At 69.3% G+C, this 12522-nt stretch carries 9 protein-coding genes; 4 read left to right on the top strand and 5 right to left on the bottom strand.

Annotated features, from left to right (window positions below; genetic code table 11):
- Positions 1-411: 411 nt before the first annotated feature.
- The 3 genes from AB0I69_RS24710 to AB0I69_RS24700 form a co-directional block, all read right to left on the bottom strand.
- Positions 412-2118, bottom strand: coding sequence for an MFS transporter (locus AB0I69_RS24710; protein ID WP_363097836.1), 1707 nt, complete (start codon positions 2116-2118; stop codon positions 412-414).
- Between the two features lie 230 nt (positions 2119-2348).
- On the bottom strand, positions 2349-3230 hold the full coding sequence (locus AB0I69_RS24705) for an alpha/beta hydrolase (RefSeq protein WP_363097835.1): 882 nt from the start codon (positions 3228-3230) through the stop codon (positions 2349-2351).
- A gap of 309 nt (positions 3231-3539) precedes the next feature.
- Positions 3540-4334, bottom strand: a complete 795-nt coding sequence (locus AB0I69_RS24700) for an SDR family oxidoreductase (protein ID WP_363097834.1) — start codon at positions 4332-4334, stop codon at positions 3540-3542.
- Positions 4335-4635: 301 nt separating this feature from the next.
- On the opposite strand from AB0I69_RS24700, the gene AB0I69_RS24695 reads away from it, so the two are divergent.
- From AB0I69_RS24695 to AB0I69_RS24680, 4 genes are all read left to right on the top strand, one after another.
- Positions 4636-7749: a BTAD domain-containing putative transcriptional regulator gene (locus AB0I69_RS24695; protein WP_363097833.1), complete on the top strand. Its 3114-nt coding sequence runs from the start codon at positions 4636-4638 to the stop codon at positions 7747-7749.
- 194 nt (positions 7750-7943) lie between these two features.
- A complete protein-coding gene (locus AB0I69_RS24690) occupies positions 7944-9338 on the top strand; it encodes an FAD-binding oxidoreductase (RefSeq protein ID WP_363097832.1) in 1395 nt (464 codons plus the stop codon).
- Between the two features lie 87 nt (positions 9339-9425).
- Positions 9426-9683, top strand: a complete 258-nt coding sequence (locus AB0I69_RS24685) for a zf-HC2 domain-containing protein (RefSeq protein WP_363097831.1) — start codon at positions 9426-9428, stop codon at positions 9681-9683.
- A 232-nt stretch (positions 9684-9915) separates the two neighbouring features.
- Positions 9916-10485: a sigma-70 family RNA polymerase sigma factor gene (locus AB0I69_RS24680; protein ID WP_363097830.1), complete on the top strand. Its 570-nt coding sequence runs from the start codon at positions 9916-9918 to the stop codon at positions 10483-10485.
- Positions 10486-10910: 425 nt separating this feature from the next.
- Here AB0I69_RS24680 and AB0I69_RS24675 read toward each other — a convergent pair whose 3' ends face one another.
- Both AB0I69_RS24675 and AB0I69_RS24670 read right to left on the bottom strand, forming a co-directional pair.
- Positions 10911-11948, bottom strand: a complete 1038-nt coding sequence (locus AB0I69_RS24675; RefSeq protein ID WP_363097829.1) for a zinc-binding alcohol dehydrogenase family protein — start codon at positions 11946-11948, stop codon at positions 10911-10913.
- Positions 11949-12102: 154 nt separating this feature from the next.
- Complete coding sequence (locus tag AB0I69_RS24670) at positions 12103-12396, bottom strand: helix-turn-helix domain-containing protein (RefSeq protein ID WP_363097924.1); 294 nt, start codon at positions 12394-12396, stop codon at positions 12103-12105.
- Positions 12397-12522 lie beyond the last annotated feature (126 nt).

Raw genomic sequence — 12522 nt, 5'->3', positions numbered from 1 at the left:
GTGGTTCAAAGGAAACCCAATTCCCCACTGGTTCTTGCCTTTTATTCAATCGCGCCGAGCAGGTGTGCGAGGAAATGGAGCCATGGAGGAGGCCCCCAGGTCGCGGCTCATGTACCGGGGGCGACGAATTCGCCTCGGAGCCTTCCGTGCCGAAATCCCCACGTTGACCTGGTGGTAACCGGAGGTAAGACAGAACGCGCTTCCTGTCTCCACCCGCGAGTTACCGGGAGTTTCCGTGGATGTGTGCGCGGGTTGTGTGCACTGGAGCCGGGGCGGCCGGTGCGCATCGTGATCTGCGGGCTCCCGCCTGTTCCTTCGGAGGCCTTGCGCAAGAAGCCGCGTGTGGGGGCGAGGCGGGCGCGCCGCGGCTGGGCTGTCGGGCCCATGCCGCGGCGGTGGTCGGTGCTCCGGTCAGGCGTCGCCGGCGGCGAGCGCGGCCAGTTCGCGGTCCACGGCGTCCTGGTGGGCCTGGGCGTCCTCGCGGGCCTTCTTCGGACTCCAGCGGCCGGCCATCACGAACACGAAGGGCAGGAAGAGGAGTTGCCCGCCCACGCAGATCCACCACCAGGTGCGCCACTCCCCGGGACCGTCCTTCACGGCCTTCTGCACCTTCGGCCCGTACTCCTTGAGCACCTTGAGCTGAGGCTGCGCCTTCTGTACGACGGCCAGGTCGGCGGCGCCGACTTCCTCGACCGCTCGGGCGGCCAGGGCGGGAGGCGTCGTGGTCGGCGTGTACTTGCCCAGTTCGGCGAAGAGTTGGGGGTGGGCGTCGACGACGGCCAGCGCCGGGGCGGCCTGCTGCTGTGCGACTGCCACCTGGGCGCCGTGTTCGACGAGCGGGGTCACCGAGGTGACCAGTACCGGAATGAACGCCGCCGACACGGCGACCACGATCCGTACTGTCCAGCCCCAGACCGCGAGACCGGCGGCGGTCGCGGCCGGGTTCCGTTTCTCCACGGTCTCGGTGAAGCTCGCCATCCAGGGGGCGTAGGCGACTCCGCTGAACACACCGATCGCGACGAACAGCCAGGCGAAGGTGTAGTAACCGGTCGTCGCATGGGTGGCCAGCGAGGCGAAGACGGCGGTCGCCACAATCGCCCCGATCCCGCCGACGATCATGAAGGGCTTGCGCACCAGCAGCCGGTCCGAGAGCAGACCGGCCACGATCAGCGCGAGGGCGTTCGCGGCCCAGTACCAGTTGGCCAGGCCGTTGGTGCGCTGCTCGCTGTAGCCGAAGGTGGTCGAGAAGTAGACGACGAAGTTGCCGACCGCGGCGTAGTAGAGCAGCAGGAAGACCGCGATGGCGAAGGCGGAGCCGAGGATGTCCAGGCGCAGCATCTGCCGCCACTCGCCGCGTCGTACCGCCTCCGTGTCCAGCCCCTTGGCGCGTGCCTCGACCAGCGCCCGGTCGTGCAGGCTCACCATGATCTGGTCGCGCAGTCCCGGCGACAGCTCGCGCAGGGCGAACAGGGTGACGACGAACACGACCAGCCCGGCCGCCCCGGAGTAGCGCAGTTCGTCCTGCCAGCCGGCGGTGTCGAGCGTGCTGCTGGTCACCGACGTGACGACCAGGCTGCCGATGACCGGGCCCATCGTCCAGTAGCCCATCGCGGTGGCCCGGCCGAGCTGCGGTGAGAAGTCCCGGATCAGCGCGGGGGTCGCGACCAGCACGATGCCCTCGATGAGGCTCACGACGGCGAACAGCACCAAGTAGGTCGTCTTGTCACCGGCGTTGGGCAGTCCGAAGAAGACGAGGAGCGCGGCGACGAGCAGGCCGTAGACCACGAGGTTCGCCCGCCCCCACCGGTCCGCGAGGCCGGCTACGAGCGAGGCGAAGGCCCCGACCGCGTTGCCGATGACCGAGACCCACACGAAGTAGCGGTAGGTCATGTCGAAGTGCGTGATGATCGACGTCGCCACCGCGTACTGGATGTAGAGCATGTAGTAGAGCACGACGGTCGTGACCACCACGATCGCCAGATACGACATGCGTCGCCCGGTGGCCGGATATGCCGCCAGGTCGCGGCGGTACAGCCGGGTGAGCGAGCCGCGTGCGCCGGCGCCGGGCGCGTCGGCACCGGGGCCTCGCGTGTCGAATGGTGCGGAGGCGGAAGACATACGACTCCCTTTGGAACGGCCGGGGACGGAGTGGGCGGCGGGAGGTGGGGGCTCCTTCCGTTCGAGCGGAGGCTAGTACCGACTGGTCGGTATGACTAGATGTGCGACACGACTTCGGTGACGTGGGCATTGTCGGCCGCGCGAAAGGGCGGGACGTCGCTGACCACCGACGACGTCCCGCCTCACACCCGACAGGGCGGCAGCCTCAAAGGCAGGGGCCGCCTTTCAGTTCAACGCGTCCGGCGCAGGAACTCGACGACCAGGTCCGTCGTCGCCTGCGGCTGCTCTTCCGTGATCCAGTGCCCGCAATCCGGGATGACCGCGTCTTCGACGTCCTCGGCGACACACCGCAGCACCTCACCGATGCCGGGGCCGAACGTGGCCTCGCCGCCGAAGGCCAGGACCGGCATCCGGAGCTTGCCCTGGGCGAGGAACTTGCTGTTGTCGGCGGCGTCCTGACTGAACGTCAGGAACTGCGCGAAGCTCGCCCGCATCGCGCCGGGCTGCGCATAGAGCGCCGCGTAGTGCTCGCGCTTCGCTTCGTCGAACCGCTCCGGGACCACGGAGAGCTCGTTCCAGAAGCGGTCGAGATAGATGCGCTCCCGACCGTCGACCAGGCGCTCCATGTCGTGACCACCGAAGCCGAAGTGCCACATGGCCGGATCCTGCGTGATCTGGTCCCAGGGACCGATGCCGGGCAGCGGCGCGTCGATCGCCACCCATCGGCTGACGCGCTCGGGGTGGGTGGCGGCGACCGCGTAGCCGACCATGATGCCGATGTCGTGCGTCACCAGTTCGATCGAGCCTACGCCCAGGGCGTCCAGGACGCCCCACACGTCCGCCGCCTGGTTCTTCTTGTCGTAGCCGCCGTCGGGCTTCGACGAGAGACCCAGCCCACGCAGGTCGGGTGCGACGACTGTGCGGTCTTCGACGAGGGCGCTCGCCAGATGCCCCCACATGTCGCCCGTCGTGCCGAAGCCGTGCAGCATGACGACCGCTGGACCGTCCCCGCCGACGCGTACGTGGATCTTGGCGCCGTTGGTCTCGATCTCACGTGACTCCACGCCGGCAGGGAAGGGGTGGATGCCGTCCTGACGTCCGTTGTCGTTCATCGCTGTGCTCCGGGTTCGAAGGGGACGGGGCTTCAGGGACTGGATCGGATGCGGATCCGAACCATGCCTCTGAAGCTAGCCGACCGGTCATCTAGGTTCCATCGCGCGCCGGACGCCGTTCCCAGCGGGGCAGACCGCTGACCTGTGATGGAAGGAAGGGGCTATCAGCAGAGAGGAAGCCGGTCGTGAGGTCGACCCGTCCGGAGCGCAAAGAAACGCACGTGCTTCGCGCCCAGGACGATCAGCACCGTGGTCATGATCGCGGTGTTGTGCGTGGCCGGTTCGGCTCCCGCTGGTCGACGAGCCGCGTCAGGGCAGGATCGAGTCGATGTATCCGCCGTCGACGCGCAGGGCTCCGCCCGTCGTGGCCGAAGCCTGGTCGGAGCTGAGGTAGACGACCATGTGGGCGATCTCCTCGGGCTCGATCAGCCGTTGCAGGAGGGACTGCGGCCGGTGCTTCCGCATGAACTCGCGCTGGGCCTCGTCCCAGGGCAGGTCGCGGTCGACGAGTTCGTGGACGAAGTCCTCGACGCCGCCGGTGTGGGTGGGGCCGGCGATGACCGAGTTGACCGTCACCCCCGTGCCCGCCGCCTGCTTCGCGAAGCCGCGGCCGACGGCGAGGAGCGCGGTCTTGGACATGCCGTAGTGGATCATCTCGGCCGGGACGACGACCGCCGAGTCGCTGGCGATGTACTGGATCCGGCCCCAGCCGCGTTCCGTCATGCCGGGCAGGTACATACGGGTCAGCCGTACCGCGGCCAGCACGTTCACCTCGAAATAGCGCCGCCACTCCTCGTCGCTGATCTCCAGCGGGTCGGCGGAGCCGAAGATCCCGAGGTTGTTGACGAGGATGTCCACCTCCGGCAGCGCCTCCAGGACGCGCTGCGCGCCCTCCTCGTTCGCCACGTCGGCGGCCACGGGAACGAAGTCCGCACCGGGGACCTCCACCGCGAGCCGCGCCACGCCCTCCGCGACCCGCTGCCCGTTCCGGCCGTTCACCCCCACACGGGCGCCGGAGCGCGCGAGTCCGGCGGCGATGGCCGCGCCGATGCCCTGCGTCGAGCCCGTGACCAGGGCGGTGCGTCCCGTCAGATCGATCTGCATGTGGAACCAGTCCCCTTGTCGCGTCTGTCCGTCCTGCGTGCCGGTACGCCCCCCTGCCAGCCTGGCGGCAGGGCGATCAGGCCGCCACTCCGCTCGAAGCAACACCTGAGCCCCTAGATGTGCATGGCGACGACTTCACGAGCTCGAACCCCCGCGTCGAATTCGGTGACCGTAGACCGCTACGGGGCGTTCGACGACTTGGTTCACCGCGGGAGGGGGGTGTACGGACCCGGACCGCTTGTCCCGCGACGCGCCGACAAGCCCCTCGGGCCGTTCGACCGCCCACGGCACAATGGCGGCCATGCGTTTTCGACTGCTCGGCCGCCTGGAGCTGGTGAATGGCAACGGCGCCGTCGTCCTTCCCGGCGCCGTGTCCCGGGCGATCGTGGGACGGCTGCTGCTCGCCCACGGTGCGGTCGTACAGCGCGACACCCTCGTCGACGAGTTGTGGGAGGAGCGACACACCAAGAACCCGGTCGGTGCGCTCCAGGTCCAGATGGCCAAGCTGCGCGCCGCCTTCGCGGCGCAGGGCGAGGAGGCTCGGCTTCTGTTCGGCCACGGCGGCTATCGGATCGTCCTGGGACCGGATGACGAGGTCGATGTGCCCGCCTTCGAGGCCGCGGTCCGGGACGGCCGTGAGCACCTGGCGGCGGGGGAGTACGAGAAGGCAGAGAGCGAGCTGCGGCTGGGGCTGTCGATGTGGCGCGGCCGTGCCTTGGACGGCTTGGAGGGACGGGTCTTCGAGATCGAGCGGACGCGCCTTGAGGATCTGCGGCTGGGCGCTCTGGAGGACGTCGCCACCGCGGGCCTCGAACTCGGTCGTGCGGCGGAGCTGATACCCGAGCTGAAGGTCCTTGTGTCCCTCGCACCGCTCCGCGAGCGGTCCAGGGCCCGTCTCATGCTCGCGCTCTACCGCTGCGGGCGGTTCACGGAAGCACTGGAGGTCTACGAGACGGGCCGACGGCTCCTGAAGTCGGAGCTCGGCGTCGTGCCCGCGTCGGAGCTGCGCGCCCTGCACGCCGCGATGATCCGCCACGATCCGTCCCTTCAAGGGGCGGCCGGGGACTCCGACCATCTGGCATTGATGCGCCCGGATGCCCGGCCGGCATCCGGCGAAGGCAATCTGAGCCGGCCACTGGGCCCGTTCGTCGGCAGGCGCAAGGATCTGAACGCGCTGCGTGAAGTCGTCGACCGCGAGCGGCTGGTGACCGTACTGGGACCGGGAGGCGTCGGCAAGACACGCCTCGCGCTGGAGGTGTGCGCGTTGGTCCCACCGTCCCGCGGCACCGTCTGGTGGGTCGACCTGGCACCGGCCGACGACGCGAACGTCCTCGCGGTGGTCGCCTCCGCGCTCGGGCTGTCCGACACCTCCGTACGGCCGGACCAGCCGCCGCACGACTACATGCACCGGCTCACCTCGTTCCTGGCCGGACGGTCGGCCGTACTCGCGCTCGACAACTGCGAGCACCTGCTCGACGCCGTCGCCCCGCTCGTGGCGACGCTGCTGGGCCGCTGCCCCGCGCTGACCGTCCTGACCACCAGCAGAGCACCGCTGGAGGTACCGGCCGAGGTGCTGTACCCCTTGGCGCCGATGCCGGACGAGGAAGCCGCGGACCTGTTCGGTACCCGTGCCGTCATGATCGACCCGTCGTTCGCCCCGGACGCGGTGGCGCTGCACGACATCCGCCGCCTCTGCCGCAGGCTCGACGGCCTGCCGCTCGCGGTGGAACTCGCCGCCGCGCACGTCCGGCTCCTGACCGTCCGTGAGATAGAGGCCCGCCTCGACAACCGCTTCACCCTGCTGATCAAGGGCGAGCGCACCGCGCCGGCCAGACACCGCACCCTGCGCGCCGTCCTCGACTGGAGCTACGCCCTCCTCGACACCACCGAACAGAGAGTGCTGACGGAACTCGCCCTGTACGTGGGCGGCTGCTCCCTCGAACTCATGGAAGCAGCCGCTCCGCTGCCCGGGGCGGACAGTGCCGAACTGCTCCATGTACTGGGGCAGTTGGTCGACAAGTCCCTCCTCGTCCCCGTCTCCACGCCCGACGGGAACCGCCTGCGGATGCTGGAGACGGTCCGCGAGTACGCGCTCGCCCGACTCCGGGAGGAGGGCCGGGCGCCGGAAGCCGAAGAGCGCCTCATGGCATGGGCCGCACGCTTCGTCCGTGAAGGCAGTGCGGGAATCTCGTCCCGCGACCAGCGGGAGTGGGCCAGGCGGCTCACGGAGGAGTCCGCCAACATCAGGGCGGCGTCGGACCTGATGACGGCCAGGTCCAGGCTGTCCGAGGCCCTGTTGCTGGAGGCACGGCTGGGCTACTTCTGGTTCATCAGCGGTCGCGAGGAAGAGGGAATCGACCGACTCCAACGCAGTCTTCAGGCCTACGACGCGACGGCGGGCCGCCGGACCGCGGAGCCCACCGAGGAGGACGAGTGGGCACTGTTCTACACAATCGCCTGGCTCACCTGGCTCAACCACGTCGCCGGACATCACACGGAGGCCAGTTCCTACGCGGAGAGGCACAGGGCGGCGTGGCAGTCCGCGAAGAACCCTGATCTCGCCGTCCTGGGCCTCTGCTACGACGCGCTCCACGCGATGCTCAACGGGCACGACGACGTGGAGGAACTCTTCGCGGTGGCGGAGGCCGCCGTGGTGGGCACGGAATTCCACTGGGACCGGGCGGTCCTGCAGACGAACTGGTCGACCTACTGCCTGCAACACGGGGACATCGAGGGAGCCCGCCGCCACGGTCTGATCGCCGTGACGGCGTCACGCGCGGCCGACGACGACTTCGCCCGGGTCTTCTCACTGACCCTCTGCGGCGACGCGGACGAGAGCGACGGCCTCCGTACCCGGGCCCGCGAGCAGTGGGCGGAAGCGGCCCGGATCCTCCGCGCTGTCGGGGCGCGTACCCGCTGGGCGTATGTGCTGCTCAGGCTGGTCTGCCTGGACATCACCGAGGGAGAGCACGCCCTGGCCGAGCAGCGGCTGGCGGACGTGAGCCGGCTCGCCGACGAACTGAGTGCGGACGATCTCCAGGCGGCCGTGGCCAACCTGCGCGGCGTGCTGGCGGTCCGGAGCGGTCGCTTCGCGGACGCGGAGCGGATTCTCCACGGTGTCTGGCGCTGCCCGGGAGCGCCGCCCGACCGCAGGGCGGTCTCGGCCGTCGGGCTGGCCGTCCTGGCGACGTTCGGTCCGCCGAGCCCCACCGCCTCGGGCGACGCGCGGCACTGGATCGACCGGGGGCGTGAGACACACGCCGGACTGCTGGAACCGCTCGCCCGACACGCGGTGGGTGTGCTGCTCGACAGACTCGACAGCCACCACCGGTCCGGGGCGAACGAGCGGGGCGGGACGGACCAGATGTGCGACTGGCTCGCGAGCAGCCCCTCCGTGCTGGCCGCCTTCTCCTGAGCGCTCCCGGCCGCGCCCGGCGACAGACCGTGCGCGGACGGTGAACCTCTTCGGGTTGTGCGCCGTAGCAGCGACCAGACGGCACCTGGTCCTGCGGGATGCCTCCGCCACCGTGTCGCGTCGCGGAGCCGTGTCCCCTGTTCTCCCGAGTGACCGTCGGTCAGGGCCACCTCTCCGACGAAAGGCACAGCACCATGACCGAGCACCAGGGGCGGATCGTTCTCGGAGAGGACACCGTCACCGAACTGGCGGGCCGGATCGAGGGATCCGTGTTCGCCCCGGACGACACGGGCTACGTGGGGGCGATCGCGGGGTTCAACCTGCGCTCGCAGCAACGGCCTTGCCTGGTCGTCGCGGCGGCCGGCGCCGCCGATGTGCAGGCTGCGGTCGCGTTCGCCGCCGCTCGTGACATACCCGTCGGAGTCATGGCCACCGGCCACCAGCCGTTCCCCGCCGCGGACGGCTTCCTGCTCGTCACGACACGTGCGATGCGCACGGTCGAGATCGACACCGAGCGTGGCGTGGCCCGGGTGGGTGCGGGCGCGATCTGGTCGGACGTCGTGGAACCCGCTCAGGCGGAAGGGCTGGCACCGCTGAACGGGTCCAGTCCGCTGGTGGGAGTCGTGGGCTTCACGCTCGGCGGTGGACTCAGCCCGTTCCTGGGCCGGTCCTACGGCTGGGCCGCCGACCACGTCGTAGCCATCGAGGTCGTCACACCGGACGGTGAACTGCGCCGCGTCTCCCCGGAGTTGGAACCGGAACTGTTCTGGGGCCTGCGCGGCGGACGCAGCAACTTCGGGATCGTGACCGAGCTGGAGATCGGCCTGTTCCCCGTGACCTCCTTCTACGGCGGCGGGATCCACTTCCCCGCCGAACACGTCGAGGCCGTGCTCCGCGCCTTCCCCGAGGTGGTCCGCGACGCGCCCGACGCCTTCACCTGCTCCGTGGCGCTGCTCAACTTCCCGCCGGTCCCGGAGATCCCCGAACTGCTCCGAGGCCGGTTCCTCGCCCACGTCCGGGTGACCCACCTCGGCTCCGACGAGGAGGCCGAGAAACTCATCGCGCCCCTCCGGGCCATCGGCGAGGGCATCCTCGACACGGTCGGCCGCCATCCCTACGGCGCGTTCGCCCTCGTGCACACCGACCCGGCGGATCCCTTCCCGTACGAGGAACAGGGCGCCCTGCTGGCCGAGTTGTCGGCCGCGGCCGTCGACTCCCTCGTGGAGAGCGCCCAGGTGGCCGCCGGGGGACTCGTCACGGTCCTGGAGATCAGGCATCTCGGCGGGGCGCTGGCGGATCGGCCGGTCGCGGCGAGCCCGGTCGCCGCCCGGGACGCCCTGTTCAGCGTGTGGGGAGCGACCGTCGGGCCGCCGGAGGTCGTCGACGCCGGTACGGCCATGCTGGGCGGGATGGTCGAGCGCCTGAGCCCCTGGTCCACGGGTCTCGCGTACACGAACTTCGCCGGACGTGACGACCGGGCGGAGAACGTCTTCACCGCCGACGACCTGGAGCGGCTGCGCCTCCTGAAGAGGCACTACGACCCGCGCAACCTGTTTCGGGTCAACAACCACAACATCGCTCCGGAATAGGACTCCGCCGGCCCGCCGGCGCACAGCAGTCGAGTCGTGGAGCAGCCGAGCCGCCGGGATACCGACTTGATTCCAGGAGACCGCCCAGTGAAATGCGAGCAGGAGAGAACCCGACTGGCCGCCTATGCCATGGGAGCACTCGATCCCGGAGAAGCGGCACCCGTCGACGGTCACATACAGGATTGCGCGGCCTGCGCGGCCGACGTGGACGAGATCCGTACCGCTGTCGCCGCCGTCCGGCAACTGCCCGCGGAGGACATCGTCGGCAACTGGTCCGGCAAGCTTCCCGAACTGCGGGAAGCAGCGGTCCGAGCCGCCCTGACCAGGACGCGGGGCTCCGGCTGACGGAGCCCGTCACAGGCGGGAGCCGGTGCCGCAGACGCACCGGCTCCCGCCCGTTCGGCAGACCTGCGTGCCTGCCGTCGGCGCCCTTTCCTACGCCTGTCCTCGCAGGTGCAGGTCGGGCAAGCGGAGATTAAGCGGCCGGCAAGAGGGTCCCCCTGAAGGTTTCCCCGTTCAGCTTTCAACGAATTGGCGCGCCGTGTATCGACCCACGGCGCATCGGGGGAACGTGGCAATGAGGCACAGCGCAGGAATCCGGGACACACAGCCGGGCCGGACCGGCGGAACCGGCGACAGGGCACGTGACGAGGCGTTCATCCGCGCCGTCTACGACAAACACGGTGTGTTCCTGCTGAGAGTGACCACAGGCCTGCTCTGGGGCGACAGCCACCAGGCCCAGGACCTGGTCCAGGAGGCCGTGCTGCGCGCCTGGCAGAACGCCGACATCCTCGATCCCGAGGCCGAGGGCATACGGCCGTGGCTCATCACCGTCGTCCGCAACCTCGTCATCGACGGCTACCGTGCCCGGAAGGCCCGCCCGCCGGAGACGATCGACACCCCGCTGAACGACATGCCCGGTCCGGAACACATGGACTCCGCCCTCACCAAGAAGATCGTGCGCGAAGCCCTGGCCGACCTGACGGTGCAGCATCGCGAGATCCTCGTCCACGTCGAGTTCCTGGACCAGTCCGTGGCACGGACCGCGAAGACGCTCGGCATACCGCCGGGCACGGTCAAATCCCGGACCCACCTGGCCCTCAGGGCCCTCCGCGCCGCGCTGGCCGAACGGGGATACACCCCCTGAGCGAAGAGGGAGTGCCGACAGCCCGGCACTCCCTTCCTCGGCACACAGCCCGTCCGGCACATAGCGCTCGGACACACCTCGTTACTGGGCTCTCAGACTCCCCGCGGTCTCGCGCCGAGTCGCCCGCCGACGTGCCGCGTCAATCGCGTTTCTCTCTTCCGCGGTGAGGCGATTCATGAGTCTCTCGTTGTTGACCCAATCGTTCAGAAGGGCGTGAGAACCCCCCAGACTCAGGGAGTACGCCCACATACTTCGTCCTCGCCTCGTTCCGTTCCATTCGCTTGCCCAGCTGAGCAGATGGCCTGTTCTCTGCTCCGGCGTGAACCTCATAAAGGGCATGCCCGTCACCTTTCGATGATTACGAGAAGGCCTGGCCTTCATCCGCCCTGTAAACGGGGCGGAGAAGAAAGAGGTTCACAGCAGGCTCAGAATCCAGTGAGCGTCACCTTGCCGATGGCGCTGCCGGACTCCAGGATGCGATGCGCCTCGCGCAGATGGGCGGCGTTGATCGTGCCGAGGTCCTGGGTGGCCGTGGTCTGCAGGGCGCCCTCGTCCACGAGCCGGGCGATCCGGTCGAGGATGTGGTGCTGCGCCACCTGGTCCGGGGTCCGGAACAGCGAGTGCGTGAACATGAACTCCCAGTGGAAGGAGATGCTCTTCGACTTCAGCAGTCCGATCTCCACGGGACCGAAGTCGTCGATGGCCACCAGCCCACCGAACGGCTTGAGCATGTCGGCGTACGCGGCGAGGTTCCGGTCCGTACCGGCGGTGCCGAAGATGTGGTCCACCCCGCCGGGCGCCACCTCGGCCACCTGGGCCGGCAGCGGGCGATGGTGGTCGACCACGTGCGTCACGCCCATCCGGCGGGCGAACTCGACGGTCTCCGGGCGGGACGCGGTGCCGATCACGGTCAGACCGGTGAGGGCCCGGGCCAGTTGAGCCACCATGGCCCCTACGCCGCCGGCCGCCGCGGTCACCAGCAGCGTGCCGGTCTCCTCCGCAGCGCCCTCGCGCAGGCCGAGGCGCTCGAACAGGCCCTCCCAGGCGGTGATGGAGGTCAGCGGCAGCGCCGCCGCTTCACCGAAGGAGAGCGTGGTGGGCTTACGGCCGACGATGCGCTCGTCGACGGTGTGGAAGCGCGAGTTGGTGCCCGGTCGGTCGATCGCGCCGGCGTAGAAGACCTCGTCGCCGACCTCGAACAGCTCGACCTGCTCACCGACCGCGACGACCGTGCCGGCGGCGTCCCAGCCGAGCACCTTGGGCTCGCCGCCCGGGTCGTTGCTCTGCCGGACCTTGTAGTCCACGGGGTTGACGGCGACGGCCTCCACCTGGACCAGCAGATCGTGCGGACCCGGCTGCGGCACGGGCAGTTCGACGTCCACCAGGCTCTCGTCGTCATCGATCGGCAGGCTCTTGCGGTACGCGACGGCGGGCATGGTCGTCGCCTTCAAGGTCTCGCTCATCATGGATCTCCTCGATGTGCACGATCGGCCGACGAGGATCGGCGGCCACGATCCGCAAGGTACCCATCAGGAGGTAGTAACCATCAAGGGATCCTACTTCCCAAGAGGAAGTGTCGAGGTGGGGGATCTGGAAGGAGTCCAAGAGGCCGCGGAGTCAGTCGGATTCCGGGAACCGGTCGATGTTCTCCTCCACCCAGGTGCGCAGGTGGGAGAGCGGGGCGCAGGCGTCCTTGCCGAGAGGGGTCAGGCTGTACTCGACGCGGGGCGGAACCTCCGCGTAGATCTGACGGTCCACCAGGCCGTAGTCCTCCAGGCGGCGCAGCGTCTGGGTGAGGACCTTGGGGCTGACCCCTTGCAGTCGGCTGCGCAGTGCTCCGAAGCGCCGCGGCCCGTCCTCAAGGGCGCCCAACGCGAGGGCGCTCCACTTGTTGGCGAGCAGGTCTAGCATGTCGCGGCAGGGGCAGGCGGCGGAGTACACACTCTTGGGATCGTCGCAGACGCCCGATGTCTTGGTCATACGGCAATAGTACCTAATGGGTACTAGCATCCCTTGCGGGTAACCACCGCTTGCCTC

Source organism: Streptomyces sp. NPDC050508 (assembly GCF_040655155.1).
Lineage (GTDB): Bacteria > Actinomycetota > Actinomycetes > Streptomycetales > Streptomycetaceae > Streptomyces.
The sequence above is the reverse complement of the archived record's forward strand: the minus strand, read 5'-3'. Positions and strand labels throughout refer to the sequence as shown.

Coding starts and splice junctions, on each gene's coding strand:
- AB0I69_RS24705 (WP_363097835.1), bottom strand. CDS start 3,230: ATGAACGACAACGGACGTCAGGACGGCATCCACCCCTTCCCTGCCGGC.
- AB0I69_RS24670 (WP_363097924.1), bottom strand. CDS start 12,396: ATGCTAGACCTGCTCGCCAACAAGTGGAGCGCCCTCGCGTTGGGCGCC.
- AB0I69_RS24690 (WP_363097832.1), top strand. CDS start 7,944: ATGACCGAGCACCAGGGGCGGATCGTTCTCGGAGAGGACACCGTCACC.
- AB0I69_RS24680 (WP_363097830.1), top strand. CDS start 9,916: ATGAGGCACAGCGCAGGAATCCGGGACACACAGCCGGGCCGGACCGGC.
- AB0I69_RS24700 (WP_363097834.1), bottom strand. CDS start 4,334: ATGCAGATCGATCTGACGGGACGCACCGCCCTGGTCACGGGCTCGACG.
- AB0I69_RS24710 (WP_363097836.1), bottom strand. CDS start 2,118: ATGTCTTCCGCCTCCGCACCATTCGACACGCGAGGCCCCGGTGCCGAC.
- AB0I69_RS24695 (WP_363097833.1), top strand. CDS start 4,636: ATGCGTTTTCGACTGCTCGGCCGCCTGGAGCTGGTGAATGGCAACGGC.
- AB0I69_RS24675 (WP_363097829.1), bottom strand. CDS start 11,948: ATGAGCGAGACCTTGAAGGCGACGACCATGCCCGCCGTCGCGTACCGC.